This is a genomic window from Micromonospora sp. NPDC049836 (genome assembly GCF_044465125.1).
Lineage (GTDB): Bacteria > Actinomycetota > Actinomycetes > Mycobacteriales > Micromonosporaceae > Micromonospora.
On sequence record NZ_JBITLH010000014.1, the window covers coordinates 1 to 18,683 of the forward strand.

The following is an 18,683-nucleotide window of genomic DNA, read 5'->3' on the forward strand; positions in this document are numbered from 1 at the left end:
CATGGCCACCGAGGGCTACCAGAGCAGCGGCAGCTCCAGCATCACGGTGAGCGAGGGATCCGGCCCCACCAACCCGACCACCCCGCCGCCGAACAGCCCGCCGCCGACCACCAGCAGCCCGCCCCCGACCCAGGGCGGCGGAGCCTGCCGGGTGAGCAACGCGCTGAACGCGTGGAACAACGGCCTGACCGACAACATCACCATCACGAACACCGGCTCGTCCGCCATCAACGGCTGGTCGCTGCGGTTCAACCTCGCGTCCGGGCAGAACATCACCTCCGGCTGGAACGCCAGTTACTCGCCGAGCAGCGGCCAGGTGACCGCGACCAACGTGAGCTACAACGGCAGCATCCCACCGGGCGGGTCGACCACGATCGGCTTCCAGGCCACCCACTCGGGCAACACCGCCGCACCGAGCGGATTCAGCCTCAACGGCGCCGCCTGCAGTAGCTAGCCGGCACCCGCGCTGTGCCGGGTCCCATCTCCTCCGGGCCCGGCACAGCACCGCCCCCTGGCCGACGGACACGCCGGCCGGGGGGCGGTGCTACGCGGTCACTCGGGCTGCGCGGGCTTCCCGAGCCCGAGCGCTCTCCCGATGATCCGGCCACCGACAAGCGCGAGCAGGGAGCCGAAGAGGAACGCGAACGCGTACGCGTTCGGGAATGGTGGGGCCAGCACAGCCGTGATGACCGCGGCCAGTCCGACGGCGATCAGTCCACCGCCGACAGCGATCCCAGCCCCGCGCCTGATCATCTGACGAGTCAAGCAGGCCCGCACCCGTCGAGCAAGCCTGAGAACGCCCCCTGACCGGCATCTGCGCTGGTCAGGGGGCGTTCTCGCGGCCTGTCGGGCGGAGGGTGTGGGATTCGAACCCACGAAGACATCGCTGCCTTACCGGTTTTCAAGACCAGCGCCATCGGCCACTAGGCGAACCCTCCCTGCCACGCCCCCACCGGGGGTACGTGACCGTGCCTAGTCTGCCACGGACGGCTAAATCCCAGTGCTGCCCTCCCACCCCTGGTGTCAGGATGGCGGCCGTGTGGGAGACCCCGTCGGTGGTGCTGATCAGCGGAATCATGGCGGCCGGCAAGTCCACAGTGGCCGAACTGCTGGCCCGGCGGCTGCCCCGCGCCGTGCACCTGCGCGGCGACGTGTTCCGCCGCATGATCGTCACCGGCCGGGCGGCGATGACCGCGCAGCCGGACGCCGAGGCGTGGCACCAGCTCCGGCTCCGCTACGACCTCGCGGCGACCACCGCCGACCGGTACGCGGCGGCCGGCTTCACCGTCGTCCTCCAGGACGTGGTGCTCGGCGCGGAGCTGCCGGCCATGGTCGACCGGATCCGGCACCGGCCGCTGGCCGTGGTGGTGCTCGCGCCCAGCGCCGGCGTGGTCGCCGCCCGCGAGCGGGACCGGCCCAAGCAGGGGTACGGCGACTGGCCGGTGGCCGACCTGGACGCCGCGTTCCGCGCCGACACCCCCCGGATGGGGTTATGGCTGGACAGTTCCGCGCAGACCCCGGCGGAGACGGTGGACGAGATCGTGGCCCGGGCGTGGACGGCCGGGCGGATCGGGTAAGACTGGGCTATGCACGCGATCACGATCCCGAAACCCGGTGGACCCGACGCTCTCGTCTGGGCGGCGGTGCCCGATCCGGAGCCCGGCCCGGGCGAGGTGGTGGTCGAGGTGCGGGCCAGCGGGGTCAACCGGGCCGACCTGCTGCAACGGCAGGGGCAGTACCCGCCGCCGCCGGGCGCGCCGGCGTACCCCGGGTTGGAGTGCTCGGGGGTGGTGGCGGCGATCGGCCCCGAGGTGACCGGCTGGGCCGTCGGCGACGAGGTCTGCGCGCTGCTGGCCGGTGGCGGGTACGCGGAACGGGTGGCCGTGCCGGCCGGGCAGCTGCTGCCGGTGCCGGCCGGGGTGGACCTGGTCGACGCCGCGGCGCTGCCGGAGGTGGCCTGCACGGTCTGGTCGAACGTGGTGCGGCTGGCCCGCCTCACCGGGGGCGAGACGCTGCTGGTCCATGGCGGCGGCAGCGGGATCGGCACCTTCGCCATCCAGCTCGGTGCGGCGCTCGGCGCGACCGTGGTGGTGACCGCCCGCGCCGGGAAGCACGAGCGGCTGCGCGAGCTGGGCGCCGCGCACACCGTCGACTACCAGGAGCAGGACTTCGTCGAGGAGGTCCGCCGGGTCACCGGGGGCCGGGGCGCGGACGTGGTCCTGGACATCATCGGCGGGGCGTACCTGCCGCGTAACGTGGCGGCGCTGGCCACCGGCGGGCGGCTCGTGGTGATCGGCATGCAGGGCGGCCGCAAGGGCGAACTGGACCTGGGCATGCTGCTGACGAAGCGCGCCTCCGTGCACGCGACCGCGCTGCGGTCCCGTCCGGTGGCGGAGAAGGCGGAGATCGTCCGGGGCGTCCGCGAGCAGGTGTGGCCGTTGGTCGAGGCGGGGAGGATCCGCCCGGTGGTGCACGCGCGGGCGAAGATGGCCGACGCCGCCGACGCGCACCGGCTGGTGGAGTCCAGCGACCACCTGGGCAAGGTGCTGCTGGTCCGGTGACCGGCCAGCCCGCCTCGCCCGCCGGCACGGCCGACCGGGGAGGCCGGGCCGCCGCGCCCGCCGGCACGGCCGGCCGGGGAGGTCAGGCCGGCTCGGCCGGCCGGGGAGGTCGGGCCGGCTCGGCCGGCCGGGGAGGTCAGGCCGCGTCGCCCGCCGGCTCGCCGGGCCGGGGCAGCATGAGCCGGGCGCCGGGGCCCTCGGCGGCCAGCGCGTCGCCGGGGTTGTAGAGGGTGCAGCGCTGCAACGACAGGCAGCCGCAGCCGATGCAGCCGTCCAGGTCGTCACGGAGCTTGCCGAGCAGCCGGATCCGCTCGTCGAGCCGGTCCCGCCAGGCCCTGGACAGCGCGGCCCAGTCGTCCGGGGTGGGCGTACGCGACGACGGCAGCGAGTCCAGCGCCTCGCGGATCTCCTCCAGCGAGACCCCGACCTGCTGGGAGATCCGGATGAACGCCACCCGGCGCAGCTCGGTGCGGGCGTACCGGCGCTGGTTGCCGCCGGTGCGCTGGGCCCGGATCAGCCCCAGCCGCTCGTAGTAGCGCAGGGCGGAGGGCGCCACCCCGCTGCGCGCGGAGAGCTGTCCGATGGTGAGTGCTTCGTACATCACATGGCCTTGAGTTGAAGTGAACTTCAAGTCCGAGGCTAGCCGCATGACGACGACCACTGCCACCGACCCGGCCGCGCTGGGCGCGCTGCTCGACCGGGTCCGCGCCGGACGCGAGTTCGGCGCGAACGTCTACTCGACGCTCGACGTCCTCCAGGTCCTCTACGACCGGGTGCTCCGGATCACCCCGGAGACCGTCGACGACCCGGACCGGGACCGGTTCCTGCTCTCCAAGGGCCACGCGGTCGCCGGCTACTACGCGCTGCTCGCGGCGAAGGGTTTCCTGCCGGTCGAGTGGCTGGACGACCAGGGCGGACCGGACAGCCGCCTCGGCGACCACCCGGACCGGACCCTGGTCACCGGCGTGGAGATCGGCTCCGGGTCGCTCGGCCACGGCCTCGGCCTGGCCGTGGGCACCGCGCTCGGCCTGCGCGCCCAGGGCCGGCCCGACCCCCGGGTGTACGTGCTGCTCGGCGACGCCGAACTCGACGAGGGATCCAACCACGAGGCGATCGCGTACGCCGGCGCCACCGGGCTCGGCAACCTCACCGCGATCGTGCTGGACAACCGGTCGGCGAGCCACGGTTGGCCGGGCGGCGCCGCCAGCCGGTTCACCGTCAACGGGTGGAGCGCCGCGACCGTCGACGGCCGCGACCACGACGCCCTGCACACCGCCCTCACCGGGCACGACCACCACCGGCCGCACGTCGTCGTCGCGGTCGTCACGGACGGGGAGTGACCATGCGCGAGACCTTCGTGACCACCGCCACCGGGTTCCTGGACGACCCGCGTACCGCGATCGTGCTGGCCGACATCTCCGCCGCCGCGTTCGCCCCGGCCGCCGCGCGGCACCCCGACCGGGTGCTCAACGTCGGCATCCGGGAGCAGCTCATGGCGGGCGTGGCGGGCGGGCTGGCGTTGACCGGGCTGCGCCCGATCGTGCACAGCTACGCGCCGTTCCTCGTCGAGCGGGCGTACGAGCAGATCAAGCTGGACCTCGACCATCAGGGGGTCGGTGCGGTGCTGGTCAGCGTCGGGGCGTCGTACGACCGGGCGGCGGCGGGACGCACCCACCTGGCGCCGGCCGACGTGGCGCTGATCGACACCCTGCACGACTGGACCGTGCACGTGCCCGGGCACCGGGACGAGGTGCCCGGCCTGCTGCGGGACGCCGTGTGCGGCGACGGCTCGGCGTACCTGCGCCTCTCCACGGAGAGCAACGGGCAGCCGCACCCGGACGCCGGCGACCTGCGGGTGGTGCGCGACGCCGGCCCCGGCGCGCCGCTGCTCGTGGTGGTCGGTCCGCTGCTGGACGAGGCGGTCGCCGCCGTCGCCGACCGGGCGGTCACCGTGGCGTACACCCACCGGCCGCGCCCGTTCGACACCGCCGGGCTGCGGGCCCTCGCGGGCGGCGAGGTGATCCTGGTCGAGCCGTACCTGGCCGGCACCTCGGCGCGGGTGGTCGGCGCCGCGCTGGCCGACCGGCCGCACCGGCTGCTCGCGCTCGGCGTGGGCCGCACCGAGCTGCGCCGCTACGGCACCGCGGCCGACCACACCCACTGGCACGGCCTGGACGCCGCCGGGCTGCGCCGCTCGATCGACGCGTTCCTGTCCGCGTGAGGAGGGAGGGCGGCGTCAGCGGGTGGGTGCCGGGCGGCGCCGGGTCCGCTCCCGGGCCAGGATCCAGATCGCCTCGACGCCGTCCTTCCAGGTGATCTTCTTGCCCTCCTCGCGGCCCCGGGCGCGGTAGCTGATCGGCACCTCGTACGGGCGGATCCGCCGGCGGAGCAGCTTGCCGGTGACCTCGGCCTCCATCCCGAAGCCGCGGGAGCGCACCTGGAGTGAGCGGTACAGCTCGAGCGGCATCAGCTTGAAGCAGGTCTCCAGGTCGCCGATGTAGGAGTTGTAGAGCACGTTCGCCACCGTGGTGACGCCCTTGTTGCCGATCACGTACCAGAAGCTGTAGGCGCTGTGGCTGCCGAAGGTGCGGTTGCCGTACACCACGCTGGCCCGCCCGTCGAGCACCGGCTCGAGCAGCTTCGGGATGTCCTGCGGGTCGTACTCGAGGTCGGCGTCGAGGATGACCATGTACTCGCCCTCGGCGTTGTCGACGGCGGTCCTGATCGCCGCGCCCTTGCCCGCGTTGCGGGGGTGGGTGATGACCCGCAGGCGCGCGTCGTCCACCCGGCCGAGCACCTCGGCGGTGCCGTCCCGGCTGCCGTCGTCGACCACAACGAGCTCGATCTCACACGGGTAGTCGACCGCCAACGCCTGCTTCAGGGCGTCGCCGATGCGTTCTTCCTCGTTGTAGACCGGCATGAGGATCGAGAGCTTCACACGGGTTCTCCAGGTGTAAGGACGGGCAAATCGGCCCTAGCGTAACCTGGCGGCTTTCCGCGGGGGCGCGAGCAGCGTCGCTGAGCTGTGTGAAGATGGCCGATCGGTGCCGGCCGCCAGGCGGCGGCCGCCCACCGGGACGGCCGCCGCGCGGCGTGGCTCAGCGTTGCTTGAGCGGGACCACGACCAGTCGGGCCACCCCGCCGTCGCCCTCCCGGGCGCCGGCCACGCCGACCGTGGTGCCCACCTTGATGTCGCTCGACCGCACCGTGGACCGCCGCTCGACCACCCGCAGCTTGTCACCGAAGGTCCAGGTCATCGTGAAACCGTCGGCGGACTTCACGGTCATCGACCGGTCGTCGACGGCGGTCACCTGGCCGCGCTGCACCGCCACGGTCTTCGTGCCGCCCTCCTTGGCCTGCACCACCACCTCGCCGTGCAGGGTGTTCTTGCGCAGCAGCACCCGGGCCCGGTGCCGCTTGCGCCACTCCTGCCCGCGCTCACCCTTGCGGTCCGGGCCGGCCTTCGCACCGGGCGAACCGGAGGGGGCCGGCGCGGCGACCGGGTCCACGTCCAGGTCGCCGGCATCGAGGCCCAGCGCGGCGAGGGCCTGACCGTCCGCGCCCAGGGCGGCGGCCACCTCGACCGCGCTCTCCTTCGCGGAGTCCTGGGCGAGCTGGGCCGGGCCGCAGCCGGTGAGGCCGAGCGCGGCCGCCGCGAGCAGGGCGGTGACGCCGGTGACGATTCGCTGACGTGCCATCGGTGGTCCTCTCGTCGTCTCTGGTGCGCCCAGCATCCCCCGCCCGCACGAGCGGAGCGTCAGGCCGATGTTCGGGTCAGGTAAGGATCGCCGGGCAGCCGGACGGTGAAGGCGGCCCCGCCCTCCGGCGCGTGCCCGGCGGTGATCTCCCCGCCGAGCCGGCGGACCAGCCCGGCGGCGAGCGCCAGGCCCAGCCCGCTGCCCACCTTGCGCACCCCCCGGTACCGCTGGTGCAGGGCCCCGCGCTCGAACGCCACCGCCAGGTCGTCGTCGGTGAAGCCGGGCCCGCCGTCGCGGACCTCGACCACCCCGCCGGCGGCCGGGTCCGCGCCGGCCGGCCGGACCGCGAGCACGACCGGCGCCCCCGGGGGTACGACCCGCAGCGCGTTCTCCAGCAGCCCGTCCACCACCTGCCGGATCCGGCCCGGATCGGTGTACGCGGGCACCGGGGCAGCCGGCGCCTCCAGCCGGAACGGCACGCCGACCGCCGCGCACCGGTCCGACCAGGTCCGTTCGGCGTCGGTCGCGAGCCGGGTCAGGTCCACCGGCCCCGGGTCCAGCGGGAAGTCGGCGGCCTCCAGCCGGGCCAGCGCCAGCAGGTCGCGGACCAGCCGGTCCAGGTGCTCGGCCTCGGCCAGCACGGTCCGGCCGGTGGCCGGCACCGCGTCCGCGTCGAGCACCCCGTCGGCGAGCGCCTCGGCGTAGCCACGGATCGCGGTGAGCGGGGTGCGCAGCTCGTGCGAGACCGAGAGCAGGAACTCCCGCTGCCGTCCCTCGCTGGTGGCCAGCGCGGCGGCCAGCCCGTTCAGCGCGTACGCCAGGTCGGCCACCTCGTCGGGCGGTTCGACCGGCACCCGCACCGCGCGGTCCCCGGCGCGCAGCCGGGCGGCGGCGTGCGCGGCGGTCCGGATCGGCCGGGCCAGCCGGCGGGCCAGCAGTAGCCCGGCGGCCGCCCCGGCGGCGAGCCCAGCCAGCAGCGGCAGCCAGAGGCCATGCAGCACCTGCCGCCACGGTCCGCTGCTGGTGGCCCGGGTGAGCACCACGCCGTCCCCGCCGGGCAGCGCCCGCCCCTCCACCAGGGCCCGGTGCCCGGCGACGAGCCGGCGGCCGGAGACGTTGCCGCCGGCGGCCACCCGGGCCACCACCGGCCGGGGCAGGCCGGCCCGGTCGACCTGGCCGGCCCGGATGACATACACCTCGATGTCCTGCTGGCGGAGCTGGCGGATGAGCCGGTCGCCGACGGTGTCCCGCTGGCGGACCGCCCGGACCCGCAGCACGTCGGCGGCGAGCCGGGCCTGCGCGGCCAGCGCCGCCTGGTCGCGCCGCTCCGCGCCGCGGACCGCCAGGGGGACCGCGACCAGCGCGGTGACCAGCACCGACACCAGCGCCACCGCGCAGGTGACCAGCACCGCGCGGGCGGTCAGGGTGTGCACGAGGCGCCGGCGCGGCCGGGTCGGGGCGGGCCGGGCGCCGATGACCGGCAGCGCGACGGTGGGCTGGTCAGGCATCGGCCGCGTACCCGACGCCGCGGTGGGTGCGGATCACGCTGGCCGGGCCGAGCTTGGCCCGCACCTGGGCCACGTGCACGTCGACCGTCCGGGTGCCGGCGTGGGCGGCGTACCCCCAGACCCCGGCCAGCAGCTCCTCCCGGGTGAACACCCGGCCGGGCCGGGCCATCAGGTGCGCGAGCAGGTCGAACTCGGTCGAGGTGAGCTGGACCGGGGCACCGGCCGCGGTGACCGTCCGGCGGGCCGGGTCGAGGGTCACCGCGCCGACCACCCGGGGCTGCTCGGCGCCGGCCGGCGGGTTGGCCGTGCGGCGCAGCACCGCGCGCACCCGGGCGACCAGCTCGCGCGGGCTGAACGGCTTGGTCACGTAGTCGTCCGCGCCCAGTTCCAGGCCGACGATCCGGTCGACCTCGTCGTCGCGGGCGGTGAGGAAGATGACCGGCGTCCAGTCGCCGTCGGCGCGCAGCCGGCGGCAGACCTCGGTGCCGGCCAGGCCGGGCAGCGCGATGTCGAGCACGCAGGCCACCGGGCGCAGCCGCCGCGCGGCGGCCAGGCCGGCGGTGCCGTCCCGTTCCAGGTGTACGCCGAAGCCGTCCCGGGTCAGATAGAGCCGGACCAGGTCGGCGATGGCCGGCTCGTCCTCCACCACGAGGACGAGCCCGCGCGGGACGGTGTCGGCGGTCACCGGCCCATGATTACCGACCGGTGGCCGCCGGGGCGGCCCGCGCCATGTTCGGGTTCGGTAAGGAGCCGGTCAGCGGACCGACGCGGGGCGCAACGCGGTCGGACGGACGCCGGCCGGCGGCTCGCCGATGGTGGCCACCAGCCGCTCGGCGGGCGTCCGGAGCCGGGTCCGGAAGGCGTGGTTGAGCAGCGCGTCGAGCTGCCAGACCTGCTTCGGGTGGTGGGTACGGATGAGGAACCGCTCGCGCATGCCGTCGATCGCGGTGGCCGCCAGCTCCACACACTGCGACCGGGCGTCCGGGCTCCAGGTGACGTTGCTCAGCTCGCGCAGTTCGGTGTTGAGGTGCAGGCGCAGCCGGTGCAGGACCCGGGTCTGCCGGGTCACCACCAGCCGGCGGTGGGTGAGCAGCATGAGGTACTCGCCGCCGATCGGGTGGTCGGGGCGGCTGCACCGGGTGACCAGGATGGTCGCGTCGCCGGAGCCGACGCACCGGCGGAAGATCGGCATGTGCCGACTCACGGTCTGGGCCGCCAGGCCGGTCTCGGCGGCGGCCGGAAGGAACGTTCGGGAGAACACGTCCATGCAACATGCAACGAGCAATTGAGCTGGGGTGATATGGGTCACCGCGGATTTCTGGAACTTCCACCCCGCTGAGCCGCACCGGGGGTGCGACCGGTCGGGTCGGGCCGGCGACGCCGGCCCGACCCGCGACGTCACAGCAGCGGTTGCTGCAACCGGGCGGTGGACTTGCTGAGCAGGATCGGGCCGGAGAACGCGCTGCCCGACCAGCGGTAGCGGTTGATGAGGTTGGTCGCGGTGTCCACCGCCACCAGGTCCGCCCGGCCGTCCCGGTCGAAGTCACCGATCGAGACGAGGTCGCGCCGGCCGGTCCAGCCGCTGCCCGCCTTGACCCCCGACGCCAACTGGCCGGCCGTCGTCACCGTGTACCGGTAGAGGTCGCCGGTGCGGGTCTGCCGCGCCAGCAGGTCGACGTACCCGTCCCCGTTGATGTCCGAACCGCCGGTCAGCTCGTCCATGCCGGTCCAGCCGCTGCTGCCCAGCACGATCCGCGCTCCGAAGCCGGTGCCCCGGCCCGGGTAGAGGTAGAGCGACCCGTTGGTGTTCGCCACCACCAGGTCCGGGTAGCCGTCCCGGTTGTAGTCGCCGATCGGGGCGAACTGGCGGTAGGCGCTGGTGAATCCGCTACCGACCCGGACGCGCGGCCCGAGGCCACCGGTGCCGGTGCCCGGGTAGAGCCAGAGGTACCCGGTGGCGGTCTCCCGCGCGATGATGTCCTCGCCGCCGGACCGGTCGAAGTTCCCCACCCGGATGATCTCGTTCATGGCGAGCCAGCCGCCGCCGAGCGAGATCCGGGGGGCGAGCCCGCTGCCGTTCCCCGGTTGCAGGTAGAGCGTCCCGCTGCGGCTGTCCCGGTAGACCAGGTCGGAGAAGCCGTCGCTGGTGAAGTCCCGGATGGCGGGCAGCGGCGCCAGGTCGAGGTAGTTCGAATCGATGTTGAGCTGGATCCCGCCCCAGGTCTCGTTGTGGTCGCCCTGGTACTGCTTCATCCGCCGCTTGGGGGCCCAGTAGTCGGCCGGGATGGCCGGGTCCGAGACCGTCGCCACGCCGTCCCACTTCGCGAAGTCCAGGTAGTCCGGCGGCACGTGCCCGGCCGTGCGGTACGCCGCCACCTGCTGTGCGACGCCGGTGGAGAGGCTGCTGTAGAAGCCAGAGAAGTAGCCGTGGTCGTGCAGCCGCGCGCTGTACGCGCTGACGTACGAATTGACCGCCTGGACGCAGGCCGGATCGCTGGTCGGGTACGACTCGACGTCGACGATCAGCACGCTGCCGGTCTCGAGCCCGAGGTTGCGCGCCTGGAGCGCGGCGTCGTCGGCCTCGGCGCGCCCCTGCCCGGCCGCCAGCGTCGGGTCGGCGGACATCCGGTGCGGGAACGTCGTGCAGGGTGCCTGCAGGCCGACGTAGAGCGGGATGAGCCGCCACCCGGCGGCCAGTTGGGTGGCGACCCACTGCGGCGTGAGGTTCGGCTGGGCGCAGCCGCGGCTGACCCCGCCGAAGTAGATCCCGACGGCCCGGTACGGCGACGCCAGCCAGGCCTGCATCGCCGCGCTGGACGGCGCGGTGCAGGTGTCGAAGCCGTACCCGGTGAAGGCGCCGGGTTGCGGGCCGTAGGTGGCCGCGACCGGGGTCATCGGCGGCGGAGCGGTGACGCCGGAGACGGCGAGCAGCGCCGCGGCCCCCAGCAGCCCGGTGGTCAGGGCGGCACCGAGCCGCCTCGCGGTGGCGCGCGATATCGCCCGGCCAGAGCGCAGAATCATGAGTCCCCGTTCGTCGGCACGAAAGCCGGCGGGCGGACACATCGACCAGTCCAGGCTCATCGCCGGCGGCCTGATTCTGCCGTCACTCGCCCGCCGTGTCGAGACCTGCGGAAATCGGTCGTCCACTCAGCACGGCGGACGGCCCGGACGGACGACGCCGCCGCGTCGGGGAAGTCCCCGGTGGACGGGCCGGCGGTCACCGGCCGGATCGGGTCGCCGGTGCGGGTCGCCGGGTCGGGTCGCCGGTGCGGGCCGCCGGTGCGGGTTGCCGGAGGCTCAGAGCAGCTCGACGATGGTCGCGTTGGCCATCCCGCCGCCCTCGCACATGGTCTGCAGGCCGTAGCGGATGCCGTTGTCCCGCATGTGCTGGAGCATCGTGGTCGTGATCCGGGCACCGGACCCGCCGAGCGGGTGGCCGAGCGCGATCGCCCCGCCCCGCGGGTTCAACCGCTCCGGGTCCGCCTCGGTCTCCGCCAGCCAGGCCAGCGGCACCGGGGCGAACGCCTCGTTCACCTCGTACACGCCGATCTCCTCGATGCCCAGCCCCGCGCGGCGCAGCGCCTTCGCGGTGGCCGGGATGGGGGCGGTGAGCATGGTGACCGGGTCGTCGGCGGCGACCACGGCGGTGTGCACCCGGGCCAGCGGGCGCAGGCCGTGCCGGCTGGCCCACTCGCTGGTGGTCACCGCGAGCGCGGCGGCGCCGTCGGAGATCTGCGACGCGGAGCCGGCGGTGACCACGCCGTCGGCGTGGAACGGGGTGGCCAGCTCGCCGAGCTTGGCCAGCGAGGTGTCCCGGCGGATGCCCTCGTCGGCGGTGAACTTGCCGCCGTCGGCGAGCGCCACCGGGGCCAGCTCCGGGTCGAACGCCCCGGCGTCCTGCGCGGCGGCCGCCTTCTCGTGGCTGGCCAGCGCGAACTCGTCGAGCTGGGTACGGGAGAACCGCCAGCGCCGGGCGATCAGCTCGGCACCGACGCCCTGGTTGAACGGGAGCGCGCTGTCCGCCGCGACCCCCTCGACACCCCGGTAGCGCTCCAGGATGGCCGGGCTGAACGGCAGGCCGCCGGCGACGCTGGAGCCCATCGGTACCCGGGTCATCGACTCGACCCCGCCGGCCACCACCAGGTCGGCCTGTCCGGAGAGGACCGTGGCGGCGGCGAAGTGCAGCGCCTGCTGGCTCGACCCGCACTGCCGGTCGAGGGTGGTGCCGGGGACCGACTCGGGCCAGCCGGCGGCCAGCACGGCGTTGCGGGCGACGTTCCACGACTGCTCGCCGACCTGCGACACGCAGCCCCAGATGACGTCGTCGACCTGCTCGGGGTCGATCCCGGTCCGCTCGGCCAGCGCCCGGAGCACGTGCGCCGAGAGGTCGACCGGATGCACGCCGGCGAGGCTGCCCTTGCGCCGCCCGACCGGGGTCCGTACCGCACCGACGATGACCGCGTCACTCATGTTTACTCCCCGGTAACTTGGGCTGCCCCCGATCCTACGTCGTACGCCCGCCGCCGTCCTCCCCCCGGTCGCCGGCCCTTCCCCCTGCCCGGCTCGGGTTGCGGCAGGTCGTTGCCTCCGACCGCCCGGCTCGGGTTGCGGCAGGTCGTTGCGTCCGGCTTGCCTGGAGACCACGATCTGCCGCACACCGTCGACCGGGAGGCGGCGGCGGGCGGCTGGCATGCTGGGGCGGTGATGCCACCGTCGCCCCCGGCCCGCCAGTGGCGGGTGCCGCCGGTCCTGCCCGCCGTCAAGGCGGCCGGCGCGCTCGTCCTGGTCGCCCTGGGCCTGCTCTTCACCGGCGACGACCCGGTCCCGCTGGTGCTCGCCGTCCTGGCCGCGGTGCTGCTGCTCGGCTGGGCGGCCCGGGACGTGGTGGCGCCGGTCCGGCTCGCCGTCGACGCCGGCGGCATCACCGTGATCCGGGGCTTCGCGGGCCGGCGGCTGCTGCCCTGGTCGGCCGTCGAGGCCATCCGGGTGGAGCGGCGGACCCGGCGCGGCCTGACCGCCGAGACGCTGGAGATCGACGCCGGGGAGTCGCTGCACCTGTTCGGCCGGTACGACCTGAACGCCCCGCCCGAGGAGGTCGCCGAGGCGCTGCACGCCGCCCGGGCCGCCGCCTGCTGACCGGGCCGGCGTGGTCAGCCGGTGAGCATGGCGGTGCGGACCAGGACCAGGCCGAGCAGCGCCAGCACCAGCACCGCGCCGCCGGCCGCCTGGAACAGGCTGCGCCGCATCCGTGGCGCGTACGCCAGGACCAGCGCCATCAGCGCCCCGGCGGCCAGACCGCCGAGGTGACCGGCGACCGAGATGCCCGGCACGGTGAACGTGAAGATCAGGTTGATCACGAGGATCGGCACGATGGCCGAGGTGTCCCGGCCGAGCCGGCGCATGATCACGAAGATCGCGGCGAAGAGGCCGAAGATGGCGGTCGACGCCCCGACCGTGCTGGTGTTCGGCGGGCTGAACAGGTAGGCGGCGACGTTGCCGCCGATCCCGGCCACCAGATAGAGCGCGAGGAAGCGCAGCGGCCCGAGCACCGCCTCCAGCGTCCGGCCGAGCACCCAGAGCGCCCACATGTTCAGCAGCAGGTGCACCAGGCCGTAGTGCAGGAACATCGCGGTCACCAGCCGGTACCACTCACCGGCGGCGATGCCGTGCGGCTCGCCGAAGGCGACGTACGAGGCGTAGCCCAGCACCCCACCCCACCGGGTCAGCGGCGTGTCCCCGCCGGCCAGCCCGCCGAAGGCGCCCCCGGCGGCCGCGTCACCGCCCCGGTCCGAGACGATGGAGAGGAGCATCACCAGCACGTTCAGCGCGATCAGCGCCTTGGTGACGTAGCCCTCGCGGCCGGCGGCACCGCCACCGAAGGCGGTACGCGCCGGCCGCACGCTGCGGCGTCCCTCACTCACGCACTCCGGGCACTGGTGCCCGACGGAGGCTTCCCGCATGCACTCCGGGCAGATCGGCCGGTCACAGCGGGTGCACCGGACGTAGGTCTCCCGATCGGGGTGCCGGAAGCAGACCGGAGTGGTCGGCCCCGGGCCCCCGGTGGCGTCGCCTGGCTGCCCGGAGCGCTCAGTCATGCGAGCAAAGGTACCCGCGTACAGCTCAGGACTGCTGGCGCTCGATCTCGACCCGCTCGATGACCACGTCCTGCAGCGGCCGGTCGCTCGGGCCGGTCGGGGTGTTCGCGATCGAGTCCACGACCTTCACCGACTGCTCGTCGGCGACCTGGCCGAAGATGGTGTGCCGGTTGTTCAGGTGCGGGGTCGGGGACACCGTGATGAAGAACTGCGAGCCGTTGGTGCCCGGCCCGGCGTTCGCCATCGCCAGCAGGTACGGCCGGTCGAAGCGCAGCTCCGGGTGGAACTCGTCGGCGAACTTGTAGCCCGGCCCACCGCGGCCGGTGCCGGTCGGGTCACCCATCTGAACCATGAAGCCGCTGATCACGCGGTGCGAGATGGTGCCGTCGTAGTACGGCCCGTTGCCCGGCTGGCCGGTGCGCGGGTCGATGTATTCGCGGGTGCCCTCGGCCAACTCGACGAAGTTGCGGACGGTCTTCGGCGCGTGGTTCGGGAAGAGCTCCAGCCGGATCGGGCCAGCGTTGGTGTGCAAGGTGGCGTAGACAGCCTCGGCCACGGGTACTCCTCACTCGTTGGTCAGTTCCATGCGGATCCTCCCATGTGCCCGATCTGGCCATGCGGAGGCATCCGAAGGTGGAGGATGTCGAAGGAAGAACTCCCAGGAGGTGGGACCGTGTTTGGAATCGGGCGGCGTAGGACCCAGGGGCAGCTCGCGAAGGCGGAGCTGAACCAGGGCATCGGTCACCTGAGGCAGGCCGCGACGCACGCGGCGAGGGGTGCCGGCGCCTCGGTCGGCCCGCGGGTCCAGGCAGCCCGGGTTGCCGTCGCGCCCACCGCGACCGTGCTCCGGGACCGGGCGTCGAGCGGGCTCGCCTCGTCGGTCGCGGCGGTCGCGCCGCTGGTCCTGGCGGCGCGCGGCGCGCAGGCCGGGGCCGCGGGCAAGGCGATCAAGGGGCGGAAGGCCGCCGCTGCCAAGCAGGTCGAGCTGAGCAAGAAGGCGAAGGCGAAGAACATGAAGGCCGCCAGGAAGAAGCAGAAGCGTTCGCGCGGGATGATGGCCGGCCTGCTGGCCGCCGGCACCGTCGCCGGCCTGGCCGGCGCGATGGCCCTGCGCCGCGCCCGTGAGCAGCGGGAATGGTCCGAGTACGACCCGACCGGCCGGATCGAGTCGAGCCCCGGCGACACGCTGGAGCCGATGCGCGAGGACGTCGACACCATCGTGGTGGAGACGCCCGACCCGACCGCGAAGGTCACCCAGGCCGGCCCGACCGGCGCGGGCAGCTCGGCGGTGGCCGGCAGCGGCAGCGCCTCGACCGCGCGCGCCAGCAGCCAGCCGGTGATCCAGCCGACCGACAAGGTCCCCTCGGTCGCCGAGGGCGCCCGGGACGTCTCCGGCCGCCCGGCCGACGACGTGAGCACGGCGCTGAGCAACGGCAAGAACGCCGCCCGGACCAGCGGTCGCCGCTGACCTCGACGGAAAAGCGCCGGCACGCGGGTACGTCCCGCGTCGCCGGCGCTTCCGGCTGCCGGGCGGGTCAGAGCCAGCCGTTACGGCGGAACAGTCGGTAGAGGGTGAAGGACGAGGCCAGCATCAGCGCCCACACCCCCGGGTAGCCGTAGGTCCAGCCCAGCTCCGGCATGTACTTGAAGTTCATCCCGTAGATGCCGGCGATGGCGGTCCACACCGCGCCGATCGCCGCCCACGCGGCGATCTTGCGCATGTCGTTGTTCTGGTCGACGGTGACCTGGGCCAGCCGGGCCTGGAGGATCGAGTTGAGCAGGTCGTCGTACGAGTTGACCTGCTCGACGGTGCGGCTGAGGTGGTCCTGCACGTCCCGGAAGTAGCGCCGCACCTCCTTCGGCACCTCCCGGTTGACCTGCGAGGTGAGGGTGAGCAGTGGCCGCTGCAACGGCACCACCGCCCGCTTGAACTCGACCAGTTCCCGCTTCATCTGGTAGATGCGCTGGATCCGCCCGCTGCCCTGCCGGTCGAAGACGTCCGCCTCCAGCACGTCGAGGTCGTCCTCCAGCCGGTCGGCGACCTCCAGGTAGAGGTCCACCACCCGGTCGGTGATCGCGTACGCCACCGCCCACGGGCCGGTGCGCAGCAGGTCCCGCTTGGCCTCCAGGTCGGCCCGGACCGCCGACAGCCGGCAGGCGTCCCCGTGCCGGACGCTGACCAGGAAGTCCGGCCCGATGAAGAGCATCACCTGCCCGGTCTCCACCACCTCGGAGTTCTCGGTCAGCTCGGTGTGCTCGCAGTAGCGGGCCGTCCGCAGCACCAGGAACGCGACCTCGCCGAAGTGCTCCAGCTTGGGGCGCTGCTGGGCCTTGACCGCGTCCTCCACGGCCAGCTCGTGCAGGCCGTAGGTGGCGGCGATCTCGGTCATCTCGTCCAGCTCCGGCTCGTGCAGGCCGAGCCAGACGAAGGCGTTCTCCTCCCGGCGGGCCGCCGCCAGCGCGTCGGCGTACTGCCAGTCGCCCTGCTGGCGCTCGCCGTCGACGTAGAGGGCGCAGTCGACGATGCCGCTGCGGCCGGGCCCGGTCGGGGCCGGCTCGCGGGGAGAACCGTCGGCGTTGAGGATGCGGCTCATCGCCCGGACCGGGGCCGCCCAGGCCCGCGGCCGGAGCACCCCGCCGCCGCTCTGTCCGGCCGCGCGGTCGCGTGCCAACCTGTCGGTCATCTCGCCCCCTCCCCACCATGCTGCGGCTTGCAGGTTACGCCGATCGGGACGAACCGCAGCGTCGGCGAGGGCTGCGACGAGGCTCACCCCTCGCCCGCCGGGCGGGCGGGCGGCGCCGGGCGGGCCGGCCGCGTCAGGGGGGTGAGGGGCGACACGGCCCACCCGGCACCCCTTGGGGGCGGGAGTAGTGCTGACGCGCCCTCGATCCGGGGGCCGGGAGGGGTTGCGGTCCCCGGCCGGCGGATCGGCCACCGAAAGGTGAAAGGCGCTCGCAGCATTGTGGGTCCCCGGCCGGCCCAACGGGAGCCCCGGGCCGGCCGGTTTCAGCCTTCTGTCAGGAACCTGACAGAAAATCAGCCCCGGACGGCGGCCATCGCCTCGGCCAGCCGCCGCACACCCTCGTCGATCCGGTCCGCGGTCACCGCGGAGTACGCCAGCCGCAGCGCGTGCCGGCCGCCGTCGATCACGAAGTCGCTGCCCTTGACCACCGCCACGCCGCGCTCGGCCGCCGCCGGGGCGAGCCGATCCACCTCGACGTCCTCCGGCAGCTCGACCCAGAGGAAGTAGCCGCCGTCCGGCTCCACGAACCGGGCCTCGGGAATGTGCCGGCGCAGCGCCTCGGCGAGCAGCCGGGCCCGCTCGCCCAGCGCGGTCCGCACCGTGTGGATCGACTGCTCGATCTGGCCGGAGACGCAGAACTGGTGCACGATCGCCTGCGCCACCATGCCAGGCGAGATGTAGAGGCTGGTGGCCTTCTTGGCGATCGCCGCGATCAGCTCCGCCGAGCCGACCAGGTAGCCGACCCGCACCCCGGGGCAGACCGTCTTGGTGAAGCTCGACGCGTGCACGACCACGCCGCGGCTATCCATCGACAGCATCGACGGCAGCGGCTCGCCCCGGAACCGGATGTCCGCGTACGGGTCGTCCTCGAAGATCGTGAAGCCGTACTCGGCGGCCAGGTCCAGCAACTCCCGGCGCTTCTCCAGGGAGAGGGTCACCCCGGCCGGGTTCTGGTAGTTCGGGATGACGTGGGCCAGCCGGGGCCGGACTCCCGACTCCAGCAGCTTGCGCAGCTCGGCGGTGTCCAGGCCGTCCGGCTGGACGGTCACGCCGTGGATCTCGCCGCCCATCTGCTGGAGGTTGAGCAGTGTCCGGTCGTACGTGGGACGCTCGACCACCACGGCGTCGCCCCGGCGGACCAGGTGGTCGAAGAGGAAGGCGTCGGCCTGGAGCGAGCCGTTCGTGATCAGCACCTGATCGGCCTCGACGCCGTGCTTCTCCGCGATCCACTTCCGCAGGGGCGGGTAGCCGACGGAGGTGCCGTACGCCGTGATCCCGGCGGGGTCGGCGTCGAAGGCACGGACGGCGGCGGCCTTGAGCCCCTCGACATCGACGATGTCCAGCGAGGGAGCGCCACGGGCGAAGGAGATCAACTGCTCGGCGGTCATGCGGACGAGCCTAGGGCCTGCTCCGGCCGGTCCGACCGAGATACACGCGAAGTTCAACATGCGGGCAGTCGATCCGTCCGACCGGCCGACCGGAGAGCCGAAACGCGCTCGCGAACCGTGTCCCGGGCGCGCGGAACCCGGCCGGCCGCCGCGGCCGGACCCCGCCGCGCTCGATGGATTCAGACCGTCGTGGGCGCGTGTTCCCGGGCCCAGACCCGCATCAGGTCGCGGACCGAGATGACCCCGGCCACCTCCCGTCCGTCGAGCACCACCAGATGCCGGAAGCCGCCGCGGGCCATGGCCGCCGCCGCCTCCTCCACCGTCCAGTCGGGACCGGCGTAGACCGCGTCCCAGGTCAGATGGGCACCGGTGCGTTCCTGGTCCGGGTCGAGCCCGGCACCGATCGCGTTGAGCACGTCCCGCTCGGTCATGATCCCGATCCCTTCGGAATCCGGATCGATCACCACCGCCGAGCCGACCCGGCGGGCCGACATCATCTGGGCCGCCTGGCGGAGCGTGTGCTCCGGGCCGACCACGAGCACCTCACTGGACATCGCTTCCCGAACCTGCATCACGCATCACCCCTATGGGACGGTGGCCTCGGTACGGACATGGTGGGCCATCGATGCGTACCGGGACAAGACCGGGCATCGGTGAAAACGGCGCCGGCTCGTCGCTGTCGGCGACGG

At 73.9% G+C, this 18,683-nt stretch carries 21 protein-coding genes and 1 tRNA gene; 7 read left to right on the top strand and 15 right to left on the bottom strand.

All coding sequences use genetic code 11. The annotated features are described in order from the left end of the window. A partial coding sequence (locus ACIBPB_RS28150) for a cellulose binding domain-containing protein (RefSeq protein WP_396842469.1) occupies positions 1–454 on the top strand: 454 nt, incomplete at its 5' end. Between the two features lie 98 nt (positions 455–552). Here the strand turns inward: ACIBPB_RS28150 and ACIBPB_RS28155 are convergent. Both ACIBPB_RS28155 and ACIBPB_RS28160 read right to left on the bottom strand, forming a co-directional pair. Continuing rightward, positions 553–753, bottom strand: a complete 201-nt coding sequence (locus ACIBPB_RS28155; RefSeq protein WP_396842470.1) for a hypothetical protein — start codon at positions 751–753, stop codon at positions 553–555. A 98-nt stretch (positions 754–851) separates the two neighbouring features. Beyond that, a tRNA-Ser gene (locus tag ACIBPB_RS28160) sits at positions 852–938 on the bottom strand. Positions 939–1,037: 99 nt separating this feature from the next. Between ACIBPB_RS28160 and ACIBPB_RS28165 the strand changes: the two genes are divergently transcribed. Next, positions 1,038–1,577: an AAA family ATPase gene (locus ACIBPB_RS28165; protein ID WP_396842471.1), complete on the top strand. Its 540-nt coding sequence runs from the start codon at positions 1,038–1,040 to the stop codon at positions 1,575–1,577. A gap of 9 nt (positions 1,578–1,586) precedes the next feature. Beyond that, positions 1,587–2,561, top strand: coding sequence for an NAD(P)H-quinone oxidoreductase (locus ACIBPB_RS28170; protein WP_396842473.1), 975 nt, complete (start codon positions 1,587–1,589; stop codon positions 2,559–2,561). 136 nt (positions 2,562–2,697) lie between these two features. On the opposite strand, the gene soxR is transcribed toward ACIBPB_RS28170, so the two are convergent. Continuing rightward, complete coding sequence (gene soxR, locus ACIBPB_RS28175) at positions 2,698–3,162, bottom strand: redox-sensitive transcriptional activator SoxR (protein ID WP_396842474.1); 465 nt, start codon at positions 3,160–3,162, stop codon at positions 2,698–2,700. A gap of 46 nt (positions 3,163–3,208) precedes the next feature. On the opposite strand from soxR, the gene ACIBPB_RS28180 reads away from it, so the two are divergent. Further along, entirely contained in the window at positions 3,209–3,901 is a 693-nt protein-coding gene (locus ACIBPB_RS28180) for a transketolase (protein ID WP_396842475.1), read from the top strand. A gap of 2 nt (positions 3,902–3,903) precedes the next feature. Then, positions 3,904–4,782 (top strand): transketolase family protein, encoded by an 879-nt coding sequence (locus ACIBPB_RS28185; protein ID WP_396842476.1) that lies wholly within the window; start codon positions 3,904–3,906, stop codon positions 4,780–4,782. 15 nt (positions 4,783–4,797) lie between these two features. On the opposite strand, the gene ACIBPB_RS28190 is transcribed toward ACIBPB_RS28185, so the two are convergent. The 7 genes from ACIBPB_RS28190 to ACIBPB_RS28220 all read right to left on the bottom strand — a co-directional run bounded on the left by ACIBPB_RS28190 (position 4,798) and on the right by ACIBPB_RS28220 (position 12,237). Next, a complete protein-coding gene (locus tag ACIBPB_RS28190; RefSeq protein ID WP_396842477.1) occupies positions 4,798–5,499 on the bottom strand; it encodes a glycosyltransferase family 2 protein in 702 nt (233 codons plus the stop codon). Between the two features lie 160 nt (positions 5,500–5,659). Further along, positions 5,660–6,259 (bottom strand): hypothetical protein, encoded by a 600-nt coding sequence (locus ACIBPB_RS28195; RefSeq protein ID WP_396842479.1) that lies wholly within the window; start codon positions 6,257–6,259, stop codon positions 5,660–5,662. Positions 6,260–6,318: 59 nt separating this feature from the next. Then, positions 6,319–7,767, bottom strand: coding sequence for a sensor histidine kinase (locus tag ACIBPB_RS28200; RefSeq protein ID WP_396842480.1), 1,449 nt, complete (start codon positions 7,765–7,767; stop codon positions 6,319–6,321). Continuing rightward, positions 7,760–8,452, bottom strand: coding sequence for a response regulator transcription factor (locus tag ACIBPB_RS28205; protein WP_396842482.1), 693 nt, complete (start codon positions 8,450–8,452; stop codon positions 7,760–7,762). Before ACIBPB_RS28205 ends, ACIBPB_RS28200 begins: the two co-directional genes overlap by 8 nt. 69 nt (positions 8,453–8,521) lie before the next feature. Further along, complete coding sequence (locus tag ACIBPB_RS28210; RefSeq protein WP_396842483.1) at positions 8,522–9,034, bottom strand: hypothetical protein; 513 nt, start codon at positions 9,032–9,034, stop codon at positions 8,522–8,524. 131 nt (positions 9,035–9,165) lie between these two features. Beyond that, positions 9,166–10,788 carry a glycoside hydrolase domain-containing protein gene (locus tag ACIBPB_RS28215; RefSeq protein ID WP_396842484.1) on the bottom strand — a complete coding sequence of 541 codons (1,623 nt, stop codon included), beginning with the start codon at positions 10,786–10,788 and terminating at the stop codon, positions 9,166–9,168. Between the two features lie 276 nt (positions 10,789–11,064). Then, entirely contained in the window at positions 11,065–12,237 is a 1,173-nt protein-coding gene (locus ACIBPB_RS28220) for a thiolase family protein (protein ID WP_396842485.1), read from the bottom strand. A 234-nt stretch (positions 12,238–12,471) separates the two neighbouring features. Between ACIBPB_RS28220 and ACIBPB_RS28225 the strand changes: the two genes are divergently transcribed. Then, positions 12,472–12,903 (top strand): PH domain-containing protein, encoded by a 432-nt coding sequence (locus tag ACIBPB_RS28225; protein ID WP_396842593.1) that lies wholly within the window; start codon positions 12,472–12,474, stop codon positions 12,901–12,903. A 14-nt stretch (positions 12,904–12,917) separates the two neighbouring features. Here the strand turns inward: ACIBPB_RS28225 and ACIBPB_RS28230 are convergent, their stop codons facing one another. Both ACIBPB_RS28230 and ACIBPB_RS28235 read right to left on the bottom strand, forming a co-directional pair. Further along, positions 12,918–13,862, bottom strand: a complete 945-nt coding sequence (locus ACIBPB_RS28230; protein ID WP_396842486.1) for a rhomboid family intramembrane serine protease — start codon at positions 13,860–13,862, stop codon at positions 12,918–12,920. 25 nt (positions 13,863–13,887) lie between these two features. Beyond that, positions 13,888–14,418 carry a peptidylprolyl isomerase gene (locus ACIBPB_RS28235; RefSeq protein ID WP_357318825.1) on the bottom strand — a complete coding sequence of 177 codons (531 nt, stop codon included), beginning with the start codon at positions 14,416–14,418 and terminating at the stop codon, positions 13,888–13,890. Positions 14,419–14,502: 84 nt separating this feature from the next. On the opposite strand from ACIBPB_RS28235, the gene ACIBPB_RS28240 reads away from it, so the two are divergent. Beyond that, on the top strand, positions 14,503–15,330 hold the full coding sequence (locus tag ACIBPB_RS28240) for a hypothetical protein (RefSeq protein WP_396842487.1): 828 nt from the start codon (positions 14,503–14,505) through the stop codon (positions 15,328–15,330). 67 nt (positions 15,331–15,397) lie between these two features. On the opposite strand, the gene corA is transcribed toward ACIBPB_RS28240, so the two are convergent. The 3 genes from corA to ACIBPB_RS28255 form a co-directional block, all read right to left on the bottom strand. After that, the gene (corA, locus tag ACIBPB_RS28245) at positions 15,398–16,546 is read right to left on the bottom strand and encodes a magnesium/cobalt transporter CorA (RefSeq protein ID WP_396842488.1); all 1,149 of its coding nucleotides are present in this window, start codon (positions 16,544–16,546) and stop codon (positions 15,398–15,400) included. 353 nt (positions 16,547–16,899) lie between these two features. After that, the gene (locus ACIBPB_RS28250) at positions 16,900–17,994 is read right to left on the bottom strand and encodes a PLP-dependent aminotransferase family protein (protein WP_357318833.1); all 1,095 of its coding nucleotides are present in this window, start codon (positions 17,992–17,994) and stop codon (positions 16,900–16,902) included. A 179-nt stretch (positions 17,995–18,173) separates the two neighbouring features. Beyond that, entirely contained in the window at positions 18,174–18,566 is a 393-nt protein-coding gene (locus tag ACIBPB_RS28255) for a cyclic nucleotide-binding/CBS domain-containing protein (RefSeq protein WP_396842489.1), read from the bottom strand. Between the last annotated feature and the right edge of the window lie 117 nt (positions 18,567–18,683).